Consider the following 18,378-nt stretch of genomic DNA (forward strand, 5'->3'; position numbering starts at 1 on the left):
ATGGCACCCGACGAGGTCGGCGAACTCGACCGAACCCTGGACTGGCTGCTCGGTCCGGCACTGGACCGGCTGGCCCGCGGTGTGGCCGAGGTCGCCGACCTCGGCGCCGCCGAGGCGGACGCCGTGCTCGACGCCGCCCGTGACGCGCTGCTGGACGCGGTGCGGCGCAAGGTGATCCGCGTGCTCGTGCTGGAGCTCAACGCGGCGCGGGTGACGGGCAGGCTGGTCGCCGACGACCCGGCCGGCCGGTGGGCGGAATTCCTGGCGCGGGCGGCCGAACCGGCGTTCTGGCAGGACCTGACCCGCCACTACCCGCACCTGGTGACCCGGCTGCGCACGGTCGTGGCCAACCGGGTGGACGCCGTGCGCGTGATGGCGTCGCGGTTCGCCGCCGACCGGCCCAGGTTGCGCGAGCTGCTCGGTGCGGAGGCGGGCGAGCTGCGCAAGGTGGAGTTCGGCGCGGGCGACAGCCACCGCGGCGGCCACACCGTCACGCTGCTGCACTGCACCGGCGGCACCGTGGTCTACAAGCCGCGCCCGATGCTGGTGGACCATCGGTTGGCCGAGTTCCTCGCCGTGCTGACAGATGGTGACGACGACGCCATCCGGGTGCCGCGCGCGGTCGTCGCCGACGACTACGGCTGGGCCGAGCACGTCGTCCACCGGTACTGCGAGACCGACGCCGAGCTGGACGTGTTCTACCGCAACCTCGGGCACTGGCTGGCGGTGATGCGGCTGGTGTCCGGGACGGACTTGCACGCGGAGAACATCATCGCCTGCGGGCCGGTGCCGGTCGTCGTGGACTGCGAGAGCGTGTTCACGCCACGGCCGCCGCACCCGCCGACCGGCGCGGGCGAGGCCACCGACCGGATCGCCGAGCAGCTCAACGGGACCGTGCTGCGAACCGGTCTGCTGCCCGGCCGCGGCGCAGGTCTGGGGTGGCGCGGCGTGGACGGCTCGGCCATGGGCGGACTGCCCGGCGAACAGCCCGACATCGGGCTGCCCGACCTGGTGGGCGCGGGCACGGACACCGCGCGCGTCGCGATCGTGCCGCAGCGGTTGCCGCCGACCCGGAACCTGCCGAGCCCGCAGCCCCGGCTGGCCCGCCACTGGCCGCGCGTCGTCGCCGGGTTCGACGAGATGGCCGACCGGATCACGCGGTTGGACCGGGCGGGTCGGCTCGCGCCGTTGCTGGCGACGTTCGCCGACTGCGTGGTGCGGGTGATCGTGCGCGACACCGAGTCGTACACCGAGCTGGCGCGGATGCTGTGGCACCCGGCGGGCCTGCACGACCAGGACGCGGCCGTGCGCAAGGCGCGCGCGTTGCTCGCCCGGCACTCGATGAACACGCGTGGGCCGGGCGATCCGGACGTGCACGCGGCCGAGGTGGCCGAGCTGCTCGACGGCGACATCCCGGTGTTCACCACGACGCCCGCCGAAGGCTGGCTGCACACGCCCGGCGGCCTGGTCTGCGGGCCCCGCGTGGACCAGGTGGAGCTGGCGTTGGCCAACTGGCGCACCGCCGACCTCGCGCTGGAACGCCGCGTCACGCACGCGGCGTTGGTCAGCGCCTACCTGAACCAGGGGGCGGAACCGGAACTCGGCCGGATGGCCGTGCCCGCGCCGGACCTGTCCTCTTTGGACTCACGACGACGGGTGCTGGCCGCAGGGCTGATGCGTGAGCTGGCGCAGGAGGCGGTGCGCGGCGGTGACGGCACGGCCACCTGGTTCGCCCCGATCCTGGACCGCTCCGGGTGGCAGACCACTCCCCTGACACCGGACCTGTACGGCGGAACGTTGGGTGTCGCCGTGCTGCTCGCGGCCTACCGCCGGGAGGTGGCGGCGGGACGTGCCGACCCGGTGGACGGCGTGTCGGAACTGCTCGACGCGACCGTGCGGACGGCCGAGTTGACCCAGCGGTGGTGGGCCGCGCAGGCGGAGCACACGCGCCGGAGGCCGGACCCCGTTGGCGGGTACATCGGCCTCGGCTCGCAGATCTGGTGCTGGCTCACCCTGCACCGGCTGGGGCTGGACTGCCTGGACGACGCGGAATTCCTGGCTGAGCAGATGCCCGCCGCGATCGCCGCGAGCGAGGGACCGGACCTGGTGGTGGGCACGGCGGGCGCGATCGTGCCGCTGTTGATGCTCGCTTCCCGCACCGGTGAGGCGCGCTGGGTGGATCTCGCGCTGGAAGCGGGCAACCGGTTGGCCGCGTCGGCGCGCACGGAGGACGGCGTGACTCGATGGGCCGCACCGAACTGGCCCGATGGCATCGGCGGTTTCGCCCACGGTGCGACCGGTATCGGGTGGGCTTTGGGCAAACTGGCGGCCGTCACCGGCGAGCGCCGGTTCGCGGTGCTGGCGGAGGGCGCGGCGGCGTTCGAGGAGACCTGGTACGACCGGGAACGCGCCGCGTGGATGGACCCGCGTGAGCCGGACACCGTTGCCGCCGCTTGGTGTCATGGGGCGATCGGCGTCGGCTTGGCGACTGAGGATTCGGACGTGCTGCGGCGGGCGGCGGCTTCGGGGCTGCGTGACGGTGTCGGTTGGACCCACACCTTGTGCCACGGTGACTTGGGGACGTGGGAGCTGTTGGTGAAGGCTTTGGATGCCGGGCTGGCGCCTGACGGGCTTGATCGGGCGGCGGTGGATGCGATGGTGATCGGCAGCCTGGAGGCCAATGGGGTGACCACGGGGTTGGCGCGGGAGGTGTACTCGCCGAGCATCATGTCGGGGTCGGGCGGCATCGCCTACCAACTGCTGCGCCTGCACCCGGACTGCGACCTGCCGTCCGTGCTGCTCCTGTCGGACGGTCCGTCGTGACCGGCGAAAAGCCTGAAGAGCTTTCAAAAGCGTCCTCGCCGGACGGGCAGATCAGCAGGATGACCCCAAATGCCGTCTGGATGTCCTGTTGGGTTGGTGGTCCGGACTCCGTGTCATCCCACCGACCTCCCTCCGGGCTACCACACGTGTCAAGGGCGGCGCGGGGGTCGCCGGCGGGCGCGGGGTCGAGCGGCGCCGGGGCGGGTGCGGCTGCGATGCACTTCCGCTCTTTGCAGAAGTAGGGGTTCGTGTCATCCCGCCGACCTGGCGCAGCCCTACCGCACGTGTCAAGAGGGCTGGTCCAGCTTTGCCCGCGGCGTCAACTGTGGGCGCCCTCTTGACGCGTGTGGTAGCCCGGAGGGAGGTCGGTGGGATGACACGAAGCCCGGGACCACGCTGGGTCGGGAGATCCAGGGGTAGTTGGGGTCATCCTGCTGATCTGCCCGTCCGGCGAGGACGCTTTTGATCTTTTGATCTTTTGATCTTTTCGAGCCAAGCCTTGAAGAACGCTTCGCAGGCGTCCCCGCCAGAGGGACCCCTGTTTTCATTCTACCGACCGGGTCCGACAATTCCGGCCGGTCGCAGCGGGTGGAGGCGGCGGTGAGCGGTCCGGCGGTGAGCGGTGAAGCGGTGAGCGGTGAAACGGCAAGCGGTGAAGCGGTGAGCGGGGCGGCGGCGACCAAGGCGGCAGAGACCGGGGCGGTGGCGAGCAGCGAAGCGGATCCGCGTGAAGGCGCACTGGTCACACCACACTGGCAGCTCGACGACTCCGCCGCCACCGCACCCCGCCGCGTCCTGCGCGGCCTGCCCTCGGCCACCTGGCCCGTCCTCCGCCTGATCCGCCGAGCCGCCCCCGGACCGGCCCTGGCCGTGGCCGTGATGCAGGTCGTGTCGGGCCTCGCGGCGGCGTTCGGGTTGTTCGCCACGACGGGCGTGCTCACCGAGTTGTTGGCCAGTGGCGCGGCGACCGAACGCGTGCTGGCCGCGCTGCCCGACCTGCTGCTGGTCGGTGCGGCGTTCGGGTTGCGCGGCGCGATGGACGTCGGAGTCTCGCTGGCCCACGCGCGGATCACGCCGGCGGTGCGGCGGTTGGCCGAGGAACGGCTGTACGAGGCCAGTCTCGGTGCCGAGCTGGCGGCGTTCGACGACTCCCGGTTCCACGACCGGATGCACCGCGCCCGTGACCGCGGCCTGTTCTTCCTCGAACGCGCGGCCGACAACCTGGTCGAGTTGATCGGCGCGCTGCTCGGCATCGTCGCCGCGACGGGCAGCCTGGCGATACTGCACCCGGTGCTGGTGCCCGTGCTGCTGCTGGCCGTGCTGCCGGACGGGTGGGCGGTGCAGCGGGCGGCGAAGCTGGCCTACGCCAGTGTCGGCCGCACGGTGGCGCTCGACCGGCGCGTGCAGATGGTGTCCGACCTCGCCACCGAACGCGAGCCCGCCGCCGAGATCCGCGCCTACCAAGCGGAACCGTTCGTGCTGCACGAGTACCGGGTGGCGGCGGATCCGTTGCGGGACGAGGACATCCGGCTCGCCACCGCCCAGGCACGCGTCCGCGGTATCGGGCGGGCACTCGCCGGGCTGGGTCTCGCCCTCACCTACGTCGTGCTGGGCGGCCTGGTCCGGTACGGCTGGGTGCCGCTCGCCGTCGCGGGCACGGCGGTGATCGCGATCCGGGTGGCGACCACCGCGTTGAACCGGCTGGTGCTGGCCGCCAACCAGCTCGTGGAGCAGGGCCTGTACGTCGCCGACTACCAGGAGTTCCTGGCCTCCGCCGAACGCTCGCACCGGACCGGCGTCGACACCGCGCTCGACCCGAGCCGGGTGACGCTGGACGGGGTCACGTTCCACTACCCCGGCAGCGACCGCCCGGCCGTGCGGGACGTCTCGCTGACCGTGCGGCCCGGCGAGACGATCGCCCTGGTCGGCGAGAACGGATCGGGCAAGACCACGCTGGCCAAGCTCGTCGCCGGTCTCTACACGCCGACGTCGGGTGAGGTCCGGTGGGCCGACCAGGACATCGCGCTGGTCGACCGGAGCCGCATCGCCGACCGGGTCATGATGGTGTTGCAGGACCCGGTCCGCTGGCCGCACACCGCCCGGGTGAACGTCGAGGTCGGGCGGCACGACCGGCCGGACCCGGACGGGCTGGCGCTGCTGCGCGCGGCCACCCAGGCGGGCGCGGACGAGGTGGTCGACCGGCTGCCGGACGGCTGGCACACGTTGCTGTCCAAGCAGTTCCGGGGCGGGGTCGAGCTGTCCGGCGGGCAGTGGCAGCGGCTCGCCGTCGCCCGCGGGCTCTACCGGGACGCGCCGCTGCTGATCTGGGACGAGCCGACCGCCCCGCTGGACGCCAAGGCCGAGTTCGCCGTGTACGAGTCGTTGCGCGCGTTGGCCGAGGACCGGACGGTCGTGCTCATCACGCACCGGCTGGCCAGCGTGCGGCACGCGGACCGGATCCTCCTGCTGCACGACGGCGAACTCGCCGAAGAGGGCACGCACGCCGAACTGCTCGCGCTGGGCGGCCGGTACGCGGACCTGTACGAGTTGCAGAGCCGGATGTACGCCGATGCTTGACCTGGTAGCACCGGACGACCCCCGTTACGCGTGGTCCCGCAGCCAGTTCATCGGACGTCCGGACGAGGTGCTGCCGCGCGAGGTGGCCCGGTGCTCCTCGGCCGCCGACGTGGTCGCCGCGCTCGCCCTGGCGCGGGACCGCGGGTGGCCGTTCGCCGTCCGCGGCGGCGGGCACAGCAACGCCGGCCACTCCAGCACCACCGGCCTCCTGCTCGACCTCACGCCATCGGACGGGATCTCCGCGGCGGGCGACCTGGTCACGGTCGGCGGCGGTGTCCGGATCGGACGGTTGTCCGAAGCACTCGCGGCGGTGGGTCGGCTGGTGCCGGTCGGGTCGTGCCCCTCGGTCGGCGTGGTCGGCGCGGCGCTCGGTGGCGGGTTCGGCGGCCACGGTCGCCTGCACGGGCTGACGTGCGACGCCCTGGTGTCCGCCGAGGTCGTGTTGGCGTCCGGGCAGGTGGTGGAGGCGTCCGACACGGCGCACGCGGACCTGTTCTGGGCGCTGCGCGGCGCGGGTGGCGGCAACTTCGGCGTGGTCACCCGTGCGACGTTCCGGACCGTGCCCGCCCGACCACGCACCCACCTGCGCCTGGCCTGGGACTTCCACCACGCCGCGGCGCTCGTCCGGTGGTGGCAGCGGTGGGCGCCCGACGCTGCTGACGACGTGTCGGTGGAACTGGTCGCGCTGTGCCCGGAGTTCCCGGACGAGGAGCCGGTGGTGATGCTCGTCGGCGCCGCGCCGAACCGTGCCGCGGTCGACGCGATGCTCGACTCGTTCGGCGTGCCGCCGGCGTCCGCCGAGGTGGTCGACGTGTCCGCCGCCGACGCCGTGCTGCTGCACGCCACCCCGCACTCGGCCGTCGCCCGCGACCCGGTCGAGATCCCGCTCGTGCACGACCGGCCCGGCATGTCCACCGCCAAGACCGAGTTCTTCGACCGGCCGCTGCCGGACCACGTGGTGACGGCGCTGCTGGCGCGCTTCGTCGCCGAACGCGCGCACGGTGAGCTGCGCGAGATCGCCTTCACGCCGTGGCGCGGCGCGTACGGGCGGGTGGCGTCGGACGCCACCGCGTTCGCCCACCGCAGTCCGGCGTTCCTGGTCAAGCACACCGTCCTGGTGGGCCCGAACGGTGCGGCCCGACGTGGCCGGGAAGTGCTGGACCGGCTCGCCGCCGCGTGGGCCATCGCGCACCCGTGGGGCACGGGCCGGGTCTACCCGAACTTCCCCGACCCGGCCCAGGTGGACTGGCCGACCGCGTACTACGGGGCCAACCTGTACCGCCTGCGCGCGGTGAAGGCGCGCTACGACCCGGACGGCACGTTCACGTTCGCCCAGTCCATCCCGGTCGGGGTCACTCGTCGGTGAGGTCGACGTCGGCGAGGTCGTCCACCCCGACCACGTCGGCGCCGTGGAACACCACGACCACGCCCAGCTCGGTGAAACCGGGGACGCGGCACTCGGCGAACCGGACCAGCCAGTCCCGGCCGGGGTGGAAGGTGAACTCCGGGCCGGACACGGCGTCGGGACCGTAGCCGGGGCGGTCGCGCAGGTGGCCGGCCACGGCCTGGTGGGCGGTGGCGAGCAGCCGGTCGCGGTCGCGCAGGACCGAGCCGATGAACGGCAGGTCGAGGTCGTCGGTGGTGGCCGGCTCCTCCACCAGCACGCTCACCGACGCCCCGGCGGCGGTCGCGTTCCAGCACGCCACACCTTCGGGCACGTGGTCCACCGGGGTCAGCTCGCCGAAACCGGGAATCGTGATCGTCACCCGGCGATCCTAGTGCCGCCCTCGGCGCCGCTCCCGGACGCGACCGGAACCGGGCCGCCAGGTCGGCGAGAACCGGTCCGCCGGTCCCTTGACGGCGGCACCACCCGTGAAGTTCGCTGTGGGAGAGCGCTCTCCGAGAGTCTGTCTACGATCCGCGGCCGGCGGCACACCGGCCGCGGGTCACCCCTGCCTGGAGTCGCCATGCCCGAAGCACCCACCCGGCACCGCCGCCGGGTACCGTCCCTGCTCCCCTTCCCGCGCCGCGGGCGGTTCTCCCCCGCCCTGCTCGCACTGCCGCGACGTCGCCGGGTCCGGCCCCTGCCCGCCGTGCTGAGCGTCGTCGCCGCCCTGGTCGCCGGACAGCTCGCCATCGGGTCGCCCTCGGCGCAAGCGGCCGGGGTCCTGCTGTCGCAGGGCAAGCCGACCACCGCGTCGTCCGCCGAGAACGGCGGCACCGCCGCGTCCGCCGCCACCGACGGCAACGCGGGCACCCGGTGGTCCAGCGCGTTCGCCGACCCGCAGTGGTTGAGCGTCGACCTGGGCGCCACCGCGACGCTGGACCGCGTGGTGCTGACCTGGGAGGCCGCGTACGCGACCGCGTTCCAGCTCCAGACCTCGGCTGACGGCGTCACGTGGACCACGGTCCACACCACCGCCAACGGCTCCGGCGGCACGCAGAGCATCCCGGTCACCGGCACCGGCCGGCACGTGCGGATGTTCGGCACCGCCCGCGCGACCGGCTACGGCTACTCGCTGTGGGAGTTCCAGGTCTACGGCACGACCGGTGGCACGCCGGCCGGCACGCCGATCTCGGAGTACAAGCAGGTCGCGGCCTCGACCTGGGAGGGCGGCAACGCGCCCGCCGCGGCGCTCGACGGCCGCACGAACACCCGCTGGTCCAGCCAGTTCGCCGACAACCAGTGGCTGCGGGTCGACTTCGGCGCCGTCGCCACCGTCAACCAGGTCGTGCTGAACTGGGAGGGCGCGTACGCGCGCGGCTACCGGCTCGAACTGTCGAACGACGCGGTGAACTGGACGTCGATCTACTCCACCACCACCGGAGCGGGCGGCGTGGAACGGCTCAACGTCGGCGGCACGGGCCGCTACCTGCGGCTGTTCGCCACCACACGGGCCACCGGCTACGGCGTCTCGTTGTGGGAGTTCCAGGTCTTCGGCACCGTCGACACGTCCGCGGCCACCCCGCCGTTGCTGTCGCCGCCGACCAAGGCCCCGGCGGGGACGGGCCGGTTCGCCCTGTCCGCGCCCGCCGACAACGCGATGGTCACGTCGACCCGGCGTCCGGTGTTCTCGTGGGCGTCCGTGCCGGGCGCGGTGCGCTACCAGGTCTGGCTCAACGTCAGCCGCACGGACTACGACTTCACCGCATCGGGCAACCTGATCGACCTCTACACCAAGGTCGCCGAGCCGACCGGCACGAGCTACACACCGTCGTGGGACATCGCGGACCGGTGGACGTACAAGTGGTTCGTCGTCGCGGTGGACGGGTCGGGCGGCACCAGCGCGTCGAACATCCGCACGTTCAGCGTGTACGTGCCGACGTTGGCTTCGGTGGACGACGGTGTGCGGGTGGTGAACGGCAGCCGTGACCTGAACAAGAACGGCGCGATCGAACCGTACGAGGACTGGCGGCAGCCCGTGGAGACGCGGGTGAACGACCTGCTCGGTCGGATGACGATCGAGGAGAAGGCGTACCAGATGTTCTACAACGCCCAGGTGTTCCCCCGTTCGGGGTGGCACTTCGGGCCGGCGGAGGCGCAGGACCTGCACAACGCGTTGCTCGGGTCGAGCGGGACGCGGTTGGGCATCCCGTTCGTGACGGCCGGTGACACGATCGCCGGGTACAAGACGACGTACCCGTTGCAGAGCGCGTTGGCGGCGGCGCGGAACTACCCGTTGCAGTACAAGCTCGGCGACATGCAGCGGCGTGAGCAGCTGGAGGTCGGGGCGCGCGGTGTGCTGGGGCCGTTGGCCGAGGTGGGCACGAAGGTGCTGTACCCGCGCATCCAGGAGGGCAACGGCGAGAGCACCGAGGTCGCGCAGGCCCAGGTGCGGGCGCTGGTGGCCGGGTTGCAGGGCGGGCCGGAGCTGAACCCGGCTTCCGTGCTGGCGACCGTGAAGCACTGGCCGGGTGAGGGTGCCGGTGGTGAGGCGTTGATCGTGTTCGACAACGTGACGATCAAGTACCACACCGCGCCGTTCCGGGCCGCGATGGAGGCCGGTGCGGTGAACATCATGCCCGGTTACGCGGGCAGTTCGCTGCTGGACCCGGGCGGGCCGGGTGCGGGTGACAGCGCGAAGATCCTCGCGTACCTGCGGCAGAACCTCGGGTACACGGGGCTGATCACGACCGACTGGTTGCCGTCCGGCTCGTGGGTGGGTGCGGCGAACGCCGGTTCCGACGTGATGGGTGGTGCGGACCCGGGTGCGCCGGGGTTCACCATGGGCCAGTTCACGTCGGGGGTGCCGGCGGCGCGGATCGACGACGCCGTGCGGCGGGTGCTGCGGTTGAAGTTCAAGCTCGGGATCTTCGAGAACCCGTACGGCGACCCGGTGAACGGGCCCTACCGGTTCCACAAGCCGGAGTACGCGGCGCTGGCGAACCAGGCGTCGCGTGAGGCGATGACGTTGTTGAAGAACACTCCCGGTGTGCTGCCGGTGCGGTTGAACCGGGGTGACAACATCGTGGTGGCCGGTCCGCGTGCGGACGACACGGCCGCGTGCTGCATCTGGACGAGCTACTTCCACCAGGAGTACGGCTCGCAGACCATGCTGCAGGCGATCCGCACACGTGCCGCGCAGGCCGGGGTGAACGTGCACAAGGACACCGGGCCGTCGCCGAAGCTGGCGATCGTGGCCGTGGGCGAGACGTCGTACACGCACGCGACGAGTTGGCCGAAGGAGCAGCCCTACCTGCCGCCCGAGCAGCTGGCGCTGATCCAGGACTTCCACCGCCAGGGCATCCCCGTCGTGGTCGCCCTGGTGCTCCCCCGGCCCTACGTGATCACGGAGTGGCACAACCTGGCCAGCGCGATCGTCGTGACCTACCGCGGTGGTGAGGAGATGGGTCCGGCGCTGGCCTCGCTCCTGTTCGGCGACTACACCCCGACCGGCAAGCTGCCGTGGCAACTGCCGCGGGCGTTGTCCGACGTCCTCCGCCCCGGTGGCACCGACGTCCCGGCCGACGCCACCGAGCACTGGGACCTGCCGTACGACCTGGGCGCCACGGCCGCCGAACGTGCCGACATCCGGGCCAAGATCGACGCCGGCACCCCGGTCCCGCCGACCTACGGCACCCCGCTCTACCCCTTCGGCGCCGGCCGCACCACCTTCTGACCGCGAGAGTCGTACCTCCAGGCCCCGCGTGTCCTACGTTCGCGTCACGCGTGTCCTACGTTCAGAACACCCGAGTTGAACGCTCAGAACGAGATCGACTGTGCTGAGTGTTCAACTCGGGGGTCGCGAACGTAGGACACGCGCGTTCCGAACGTAGGACACGCGTGGGCTCGGGGTTGGACTCTCGCGGCGTGAAGGTACGACTCACGGGGAGAGGGTGGTGATGCGGGTGCGGAGGGCGGATTCCAGGTCGCGCAGTTCGCGGGCCGGTGGGCCGAGGCCGGTCAGGGCGAGGCGGTGGCGTTCCAGGCGGTCGGAGCGGTAGCGGGGGAACGCGAGCTTCAGCGCGCAGTCCAGCATGACCAGGTGGTAGCGGAGGAGTTCGACGGTCCGCCGCGACAGCGGGGGGCGGTCGGTCTGCCACGCGAGGTCCGCCGCCCAGCCGGTCAGCCTGCCGTACTGGGCCGCCACGGCACGTCCGCTGCGCGCGACCTCCCACGACGGCTCACCGGGTTGCGCGCAGCCGGCGATCACGGCCTCCGCCCGGTCCTGCAGCGCCACGGCCTGGACCACGACCTCCAGCAACGTCCCCAGCCGCACGAGTTCCGCCGTGGCCGGGTCGAGCATCACGCTCGTCGGTTCGGCACGGCGACGCGCCCTGCGCGGACGAATGCGCACCACCGCACGGTACCGCGCACCCGACCCGCGCGGCGGACCGTAACGATCAAGACGTGCGCCCGGCCGGCGGCGGCGGGCTGCTGCCCGGCGCGACCAGCCCGCTGTGGTACGCGGCGGCGATCGCCTGGGCGCGGTCACGCAGCCCGAGCTTCATCAGGATCCGCCCCAGGTGCGTCTTCACCGTCGCCTCACCGACCACGAGGTGCGCGGCGATCTCCGGGTTCGACAGCCCGTGCGCCACGAGCACCAGCACCTCCCGCTCACGCGCCGTCAGCTCGCCCATCTCCGCCGACGTGGGCATCTGGTGGCGCGGCCGGGCCGCGAACTCCCGGATCAGTCCTTTCGCGACGGTCGGGTCCAGCCACGCCTCGCCCGACGCCACCGCGCGCACCGCGTCGACCAGCTCGCGCGGCACCGCGTCCTTGAGCAGGAACCCCGACGCGCCCGCCCGCAACGCCGCGTACACGGCCTCGTCCACGTGGTACGTCGTCAGGATGATGATCTTGGTGGCGTGGTCCTCGCCCGCCGGGTCGGCGTCGATGATCCGCCGCGTCGCCTCCACCCCGTCCACGCCGGGCATCCGCACGTCCATCAGCACCACGTCGGGGTGCAGCTCGCCGGCCCGCGCCACCGCGCCCGCGCCCTCGTCCGCCTCGGCCACCACCTCGATGTCCGGCTCGGCGTCGAGCAGCATCGCCAGACCGGCCCGCACCAACGGCTGGTCGTCCACCAGCATCACCCGGATCACCGGTGTTCCCGCACGGGGTCGCTCGCCACCGGGCCCGCGACCGGCAGCACGGCCGTCACCCGGAACCCGCCCGACGACACCTCTTCCGCCGCCAGCCGCCCGCCCACGATCGCCAGCCGCTCCCGCAGCCCGGCCAGACCGTGGTTCGTGGACAGCGCGAGCTCCGGCCGCCGCCCCCGGCCGTCGTCGATGACCTCGACGGTCAGCTCGTCGGGCTCCCAGCGCAGCCGCACCTCCACGCACGCGCCCGGTCCGACGTGCTTGGTCACGTTCGTCAACGCCTCCTGCACGACCCGGTACGCGGCGAGGTCCACGCTGGCCGCCAGCCGGCGCGGCTCGCCCTCCACCCGCGTGTGGACCCGCACCCCGGCCGCCACGACCGTGCCGACCAGGTGCTCGACGTCGGCCAGGCCGGGCTGCGGCCTGCCGGTCACGCCGTCACCGGATTCGTCCTCGTCGCTGAGCCGCAACGCGGTCAGCATCCGCCGCAGTTCGCCCATCGCCTGCTCACCGGCTTCCTCGATGTGGCCGAGCGCGTGCCCGACGCGCACCGGGTCGGTGTCGAGCACCCGCCGCGCGCCCGCCGCCTGCAGCACCATCACGGTCACCGAGTGCGCCACGATGTCGTGCAGTTCGCGCGCGATGCGGGTGCGTTCGGCCACCACCGCCTCGTGCGCCTCGACCCGGCGGCGGAACTCCAGGTCGTCGGCGTGCTGCCGGCTCAGCCGCGCCCACCGCCCGCCGGCCCACACGCAGCCGTGCACGAGCAGGTAGAACACCAGCGTGGCGTAGGTGGCGACCAGCCGCGCCTCGGGCGGCCGGGACGCGGCCTCCCGCAGCCCGGCCAGCACGGCGAGCACCGCGCACGCGAGCAGCGCACCGGCCGACACCCTCGCCTGCGCCCGCAGCGCGACGGTGAACAGCGCCACGCACGGGATGGCGGTCGGCTGGAACTCCAGCTCGCTCGTCGGCGTGACGAGCACCGCCCACACCCAGACCACGCAGAACACCAGCACCGGGTGCCTGCGCCGCACCAGCAACGCGGCGAACCCGATCACGGCCAGTGCGACGAACAGCCACATCCCCGCGCCCTCGGGTTTTCGGCTGCTCACCGCGGAGAACAGGAAGACGTCCACCACGGCGGCCGACGCCGCCACGGCCAGATCGGCCGCCGTGGCGTGGGACAACCACGGTGGCCGTCCCCGCCGGTCCATCAGGCGGTCCCCTTCCGGCACGTGGGCAGCACGTCGCACGGGCCGCCCGGCACGAGACCGTCCTCGGGCTCCTCGAACTCGGGCTCGCGCTGCGCGGCCTCGATCGCGGGCACCTGGCGCAGCAGGTCCGGCGTGACGGCGTCCCGCGCGCCGGGTTCGATCGCGCCCAGGTACGCCAGCGCCGCCCACAGGTCGCCCGGGTGCCGCTTGAGCGCCTCCTCCAACTCGCTCTCGGTGAACTCGCCGACGTTCGGCCGGTGCCGCGAGTCGTTCGCCATCCGGATCAGCGCGAACCGGGCGCCCTCGCCGCCGGGCACCAGGCAGAACGTGACCCGTTCGGCGACGAGCCGCTCGATCCGGCCGCCCGCGCCCAGCGGCAGCGGCAGCACCAGCAGGTCGATGCCCTCGGTGGCCTCGGCGATCCCGTCGGTCGAGGCGGGCACGAGCACCACGCCGGGTTCGGTCAGCAGCCCGGTGGCCAGGTGGCCTTCCCACGGTTTCTCGGCGAAACCGTGTGCCTGCACCGACACCGCGAGGCGCACGTTGGAACTGGACACCATTCCCCTCCCCTTGTCACCCGATCCCACGTTCACCGCACGCGCATTTCCGCGCGCCGCGAACAATGGGATCACCCCCTGCCCGGACTATCGTCCACCCCGCGTCGGAGCTTGACGATCCCCCTCCCGGTTTACCTCGATCGGGCGACGCCGCACGGGAAAGCGGAGGCGGCGAATCCCCCCGTGGACCGACGAAAAGGCACCGTGCGATTCAGCACCATTGTCGTCGAAACCAGCGGGCAAACCGGATCGACGGAGGCGCGAGTGTCCACGGAGCCAGTTCCGCGCAGTCACGCCAGGGTGTTGTCCGAATGGGAGACCGCGCACTGGAAATCGCTGCCCGCGGCCCAGCAGCCGGCGTGGCCGGACCGCCGGGGGCGGGCGTTCCGGGCCCGGCTGGCACGGCTGGAAGGCCTGGTGACACCGGCCGAGGTGGCGGCGTTGCGCGCGGACCTGGCCGAGGTCGCGGCCGGTCGGCGGCTGGTCCTGCAGGCCGGTGACTGCGCCGAGTCGTTCGCCGAGTGCGGACCGCGGCACGTGACGCCCAAGGCGGCGTTGGTCGACCGGCTGGCCACCGCGCTGGGCGGCGGCGACGTGCCCGTGGTGCGGGTCGGCCGGATGGCCGGGCAGTTCGCCAAGCCGCGCTCCCGGCCGACCGAGTTCGTCGGCGGGGTCGAGCTGCCGGTGTACCGGGGCGACCTGGTCAACGCGCCGCAGCCGCACGTGCTGGCCCGGCAGCCGGACCCGACGCGGCTCGTCGCGGGCTACCACGCCGCGCGGTCGGCGACGGAGCTGCTGCGCGGCCACCACCCGTGGCTGCGGACCAGCCACGAGGCGCTGGTGCTGGACTACGAGCTGCCGCTGGTGCGCCTGGACGACCGGGGCGTCCCGCTGCTCACCTCGACGCACTGGCCGTGGATCGGCGACCGCACACGTGACGTGTGCGGTGCGCACGTCCGGCTGCTGGCGTCGGTGGCCAACCCGGTGGCCTGCAAGGTCGGCCCCGGGCTGCGGCCCGACGAGCTGCGGGCGCTGTGCGACCGCCTCGACCCGGAGCGGGAGCCCGGTCGGCTGACGCTCATCGCCCGCCTCGGCGCGGACCGCGTGGCCGAGCTGCTGCCGCCGCTGGTGGAGGTGGTCCGCGCGGCGGGCCACCCGGTGATCTGGCTGTGCGACCCGATGCACGGCAACACGGTCACCGACGCGGACGGCCGCAAGGCACGACTGGTCGACGCGGTCGTCCGCGAGGTGGCGGACTTCCGGGCGGTCGTGCACGCCGCCGGTGGGGTGGCCGGCGGCCTGCACCTGGAAACGACCCCGGACGAGGTCGAGGAGTGCGGTTGGGACGGGTTCCCGACCGGCTCGTACACGAGCCTCTGCGACCCGCGGCTCAACCCCGGACAGGCGCTCGCCGTGGTCGCGGCGTGGCGCGCTGTCCGGTTCTGAAGGGGGAAATCATTGCGTGGCAACGTGATCGTGAGGCCGCCGTGCACCTTCCGGTCGGCGGAGGAGTTCGCCGGACTGGCCGGTGACACCGTGCTGGGCGCCGTGCGGCACTCGACGGCGGGCGGCCGGCCGAGGTGGGAGCACGGTCTGCCGGTCCTCCCGCTGCACGTGGTGCGGCCGGGTGAGCCCGAGGTGGTGGAGGTCTGGCACACCGAGGGGGACGTGGTCCGGACCGGCGAGCACCGGGGGATGCGCTACGCGCACGACGGCGAAGTGCTGTTCTGCGCCGGGTGGATCGGGCCGTCCGCGGACTGCGAAGAGGCGACGCACCGGGCGTACCTGGCGGCGTTCGAGCTGGTGGAGCGGCTGGGCTACCCGAACGTGTTCCGCATGTGGAACACGCTCGACGGCATCACCGACCGCGGCAGCGAGGTGTACCGGGACTTCTGCGTCGGCCGGGGCAGGGCGTTCGAGGAGCGCGGGCGCGCCGTGCCCGCGTCCACCGACGTCGGCTCACTGGGCGGCGGGGTCGCGTTCTACTTCCTGGCGCACCGGTCGCACGCGGCCGTGCACCTGGAGAACCCGTTGCAGGCGCCCGCGCACGAGTACCCGCAGCAGTACGGGCCGAGGCCGCCGAGCTTCGCCCACGCGACCTACCTCAAGCCCGAGCAGGGACGTGGCCAGCTTCACGTGTCGGGCACCGCGAGCAACCTCGACCACGTCACCGTCGCCCCCGGTGACGTGGCGCGCCAGGTCCAGGTGACGCTGGCCAAGATCGCCGCGCTGATCGGCGCCGACAACCTCGCCCGGCACGGGCTCGACGGCGGCTACCGCCTCGAAGACCTGCGGGCGATCAAGGTCTACGTCCAGCGGCGGGAGGACGTGCCGCTGGTGACGCGGCTGTGCCGCGACGAGTTCTCCCGGCGCGCGGACCTCGCGGTGTTCACCGTCGACGTCCGCCGTCCGGACCTGCTGGTCGAGATCGAAGGGATGACGCCGTGAACCGAGGGGGAACGCCCGTGCCGAACACCTCCGTCCTCGCCGAGCCGGACGCGATCCGGATCCTGATGGTCACCGATGGAGGGGCGAGCTTCGACCAGGCCGACTTCGGCCTGGGCACGCTCGTGGACGTGCTGCGGACGCCGCCCGGGCCGTGGGTGCGCTTCGAGGTGACGCGGGCGCACCGGGAGGACAACCTGCCCGCGCAGGGCGCGGACCTCACGGGGTTCCGGTTCGACGGGCACGACCTGGGCCGGTACGACCAGGTCTGGCTGTTCGGCGTGGCCCGCGCACCCCGCCCGCCGTTGGACGAGACGGAGTTGCGCGCGCTCTCGGAGTTCATGGACGGCGGCGGTGGCGTGTTCGCCACCGGTGACCACGAGGACCTGGGCGTGTCGATGTGCGGTGCCGTGCCGCGGGTGCGCAGCATGCGCAAGTGGCACTGGCCGGACCCCGGCCCGAACGGCGAGCCGGTGGCGCCGTCCGTCGACGGCCCGGGGCGCAACGACACGCTGTCGGAGGGCCACGACCCGTTGTTCCAGCTCAACGACCAGTCCGACGACATCCCGCAGGTCATCACGCCCCGGCTGTACGCGACGTCGGACTCGCCGAAGTGGGCGCACCAGGCCTACCCGCACCCGCTGCTGTGCGGTCCGCGCGGCACGATCCGCGTGCTGCCGGACCACCCGCACGAAGGCGAGTGCACCGTGCCGGACGACCTGACCCGGTCGTTCGCCTTCGCCGGGTACGAGATCACCGAGTACCCGGCGGGGCTCGCGCCCGAGGTCGTCGCGTGGTCGACGCTCAACGCGCGGGCGGCGGAACTCGACCCCGGCAAGGGGCGGCTGGACGCGAGCACGTTCGGCGCGATCGGCGCCTACGACGGGCACCAGGTGGGCGTGGGCCGGGTGGCGGTGGACGCCACGTGGCACCACTTCTTCAACATCAACCTGGTCGGCGACCCGACCGTGCCGGACGACCCGGTCAAGAGCGTCGGGTTTGCCGCCTCGGCTTCCGGGCGGGCCGCGTACGAGGAGATCAAGGCCTACTTCCGCAACATCGCGGTGTGGCTGTCGCGGCCGGCCGACCAGGAGGCCATGTGGTGGCGGGCGGTGTGGGCGACGCGCTGGCACCACCAGGTGGCGATGGACGTGCGGCCGACGCTGCTCGGCTCGCCGGAGTCGTTGGACCTGGCGGAGTTGCTGCGGATCGGCGCGGACGCCCGTCGGGTGCTCACGGCCACCGTGACCAGAGCGGACGCGTTGCAGTGGGCCGGCCGGTACGGCGTGGGCGCGGTCGACGCGGGCCTGTGGGAGACGGTCCGGCCGCACCTGGACCCGTGGCAGCCGCGGGCCGGTGAGGAAGAAGCGGGGCACCTGCCGAACCTGGTGATGTCGCTGCTGCCGGAGCTGGTGCTGGACGCGGTGCTCGGCGCGGTGGTGTACGCGGTGGCCACGGCGTTCCCGGAGCCGACCGGACAGGCCCGCGACGGCGCGGCGGACGTCGACTGGCCGGCCGAGGTGCGCCCCTACCTGGACCGGGCGCTCGACGTGGTCGCCGAACAGGTGCGGCGGACCGACACGCGGTTGCGGGCGTTGGGCGACACGCTCACGACCGCCCGCCGGTCCGGTGCCTGATTCCGGACGACCGTTTCCGGGACCGATTCCCGGGGCCATTCGCAGGGCCCATTCCGAGGCGATTCCGGGTCGGCGACGAGCGGCGCCACGGCAGACGGCGCCGAGACGCCGTCCCGCCCCGCCGGTCGGTCAGCTCTGAGGGGTGCTGACCGGCCGGCGGCGGTCCCGCGCGGTCGTCGGGTCAGGCCCTGGTGTAGGTGAGGCAGTTGGCGGCGTGGTCGCCCTGACCGGGACCGACGCGCACATCGGAGGCGGTGCACTCCAGCTCCTTGTTGTGGACGCAGTCCGTGCGCGAGCACGCGCCGACCTGCGCGACGACCTTCGGCAGGCCGCCCTTGCGGGCGAGGGGGATGAACGTCCCGCAGTCGGCGGCACCGTTCACACCGCTCACGGTGATCGCGAAAGCGTGACAACCGTCGTGGTTGTACGAACAGCCCGTGACGGTGCACTCGCTGACGGCCGGCATTTCCGTGGTGGTCATGACCGCTCCTCTGGGCAGCAGTTTTCCTGAAGGGGACGTTGCCACCGACCACGGTGTGCCGCAACACGAAATCATTAAGGCGAGCCTAACCTAAAGGC

The 18,378-nt window shown here is 72.9% G+C and carries 13 protein-coding genes; 7 read left to right on the forward strand and 6 right to left on the reverse strand.

The genetic code is table 11. The annotated features are described in order from the left end of the window. The 3 genes from B0I31_RS34675 (at nucleotide 1) to B0I31_RS34685 (ending at nucleotide 6,766) form a co-directional block, all read left to right on the forward strand. Nucleotides 1-2,823, forward strand: coding sequence for a type 2 lanthipeptide synthetase LanM family protein (locus B0I31_RS34675; protein WP_106619626.1), 2,823 nt, complete (start codon nucleotides 1-3; stop codon nucleotides 2,821-2,823). Nucleotides 2,824-3,483: 660 nt separating this feature from the next. Further along, on the forward strand, nucleotides 3,484-5,400 hold the full coding sequence (locus tag B0I31_RS34680) for an ABC transporter ATP-binding protein (protein ID WP_245950653.1): 1,917 nt from the start codon (nucleotides 3,484-3,486) through the stop codon (nucleotides 5,398-5,400). Then, on the forward strand, nucleotides 5,393-6,766 hold the full coding sequence (locus tag B0I31_RS34685; RefSeq protein WP_106619627.1) for an FAD-binding oxidoreductase: 1,374 nt from the start codon (nucleotides 5,393-5,395) through the stop codon (nucleotides 6,764-6,766). Before B0I31_RS34680 ends, B0I31_RS34685 begins: the two co-directional genes overlap by 8 nt. On the opposite strand, the gene B0I31_RS34690 is transcribed toward B0I31_RS34685, so the two are convergent. Continuing rightward, on the reverse strand, nucleotides 6,753-7,166 hold the full coding sequence (locus B0I31_RS34690) for a hypothetical protein (RefSeq protein WP_106619628.1): 414 nt from the start codon (nucleotides 7,164-7,166) through the stop codon (nucleotides 6,753-6,755). The genes B0I31_RS34685 and B0I31_RS34690 overlap by 14 nt on opposite strands. Before the next feature lie 201 nt (nucleotides 7,167-7,367). Between B0I31_RS34690 and B0I31_RS34695 the strand changes: the two genes are divergently transcribed. Next, the gene (locus B0I31_RS34695; RefSeq protein WP_106619629.1) at nucleotides 7,368-10,520 is read left to right on the forward strand and encodes a discoidin domain-containing protein; all 3,153 of its coding nucleotides are present in this window, start codon (nucleotides 7,368-7,370) and stop codon (nucleotides 10,518-10,520) included. A 204-nt stretch (nucleotides 10,521-10,724) separates the two neighbouring features. Here B0I31_RS34695 and B0I31_RS34700 read toward each other — a convergent pair whose 3' ends face one another. The 4 genes from B0I31_RS34700 to B0I31_RS34715 are packed head-to-tail and all read right to left on the reverse strand — an operon-like array spanning nucleotide 10,725 to nucleotide 13,717. After that, complete coding sequence (locus tag B0I31_RS34700; protein WP_146174060.1) at nucleotides 10,725-11,198, reverse strand: hypothetical protein; 474 nt, start codon at nucleotides 11,196-11,198, stop codon at nucleotides 10,725-10,727. 46 nt (nucleotides 11,199-11,244) lie between these two features. Continuing rightward, entirely contained in the window at nucleotides 11,245-11,946 is a 702-nt protein-coding gene (locus B0I31_RS34705; protein ID WP_219910945.1) for a response regulator, read from the reverse strand. Continuing rightward, nucleotides 11,943-13,160, reverse strand: coding sequence for a sensor histidine kinase (locus B0I31_RS34710; RefSeq protein WP_146174061.1), 1,218 nt, complete (start codon nucleotides 13,158-13,160; stop codon nucleotides 11,943-11,945). Before B0I31_RS34710 ends, B0I31_RS34705 begins: the two co-directional genes overlap by 4 nt. Then, nucleotides 13,160-13,717, reverse strand: coding sequence for a hypothetical protein (locus tag B0I31_RS34715; RefSeq protein ID WP_146174062.1), 558 nt, complete (start codon nucleotides 13,715-13,717; stop codon nucleotides 13,160-13,162). The genes B0I31_RS34710 and B0I31_RS34715 overlap by 1 nt, the downstream gene beginning before the upstream one ends. Nucleotides 13,718-14,020: 303 nt before the next feature. Here B0I31_RS34715 and B0I31_RS34720 point away from each other — a divergent pair, with 303 nt between their 5' ends. Genes B0I31_RS34720 through B0I31_RS34730 form a run of 3 tightly spaced genes read left to right on the forward strand, consistent with a single transcriptional unit; the run spans nucleotide 14,021 to nucleotide 17,799 of the window. After that, complete coding sequence (locus tag B0I31_RS34720) at nucleotides 14,021-15,163, forward strand: 3-deoxy-7-phosphoheptulonate synthase (RefSeq protein WP_181320687.1); 1,143 nt, start codon at nucleotides 14,021-14,023, stop codon at nucleotides 15,161-15,163. A 24-nt stretch (nucleotides 15,164-15,187) separates the two neighbouring features. Continuing rightward, the gene (locus B0I31_RS34725; protein WP_181320688.1) at nucleotides 15,188-16,165 is read left to right on the forward strand and encodes an FkbO/Hyg5 family chorismatase; all 978 of its coding nucleotides are present in this window, start codon (nucleotides 15,188-15,190) and stop codon (nucleotides 16,163-16,165) included. Next, entirely contained in the window at nucleotides 16,162-17,799 is a 1,638-nt protein-coding gene (locus B0I31_RS34730; protein ID WP_146174063.1) for a hypothetical protein, read from the forward strand. The genes B0I31_RS34725 and B0I31_RS34730 overlap by 4 nt, the downstream gene beginning before the upstream one ends. 181 nt (nucleotides 17,800-17,980) lie before the next feature. On the opposite strand, the gene B0I31_RS34735 is transcribed toward B0I31_RS34730, so the two are convergent. Continuing rightward, complete coding sequence (locus B0I31_RS34735; RefSeq protein WP_106619636.1) at nucleotides 17,981-18,280, reverse strand: DUF1540 domain-containing protein; 300 nt, start codon at nucleotides 18,278-18,280, stop codon at nucleotides 17,981-17,983. Between the last annotated feature and the right edge of the window lie 98 nt (nucleotides 18,281-18,378).

Source organism: Saccharothrix carnea (assembly GCF_003014735.1).
GTDB lineage: Bacteria > Actinomycetota > Actinomycetes > Mycobacteriales > Pseudonocardiaceae > Actinosynnema > Actinosynnema carneum.

Bases quoted from the DNA above. Each gene is read 5' to 3' on its own strand.
- B0I31_RS34695 (WP_106619629.1), top strand. From the start codon at position 7,368: ATGCCCGAAGCACCCACCCGGCACCGCCGCCGGGTACCGTCCCTGCTC.
- B0I31_RS34710 (WP_146174061.1), bottom strand. From the start codon at position 13,160: ATGGACCGGCGGGGACGGCCACCGTGGTTGTCCCACGCCACGGCGGCC.
- B0I31_RS34675 (WP_106619626.1), top strand. From the start codon at position 1: ATGGCACCCGACGAGGTCGGCGAACTCGACCGAACCCTGGACTGGCTG.
- B0I31_RS34685 (WP_106619627.1), top strand. From the start codon at position 5,393: ATGCTTGACCTGGTAGCACCGGACGACCCCCGTTACGCGTGGTCCCGC.
- B0I31_RS34735 (WP_106619636.1), bottom strand. From the start codon at position 18,280: ATGACCACCACGGAAATGCCGGCCGTCAGCGAGTGCACCGTCACGGGC.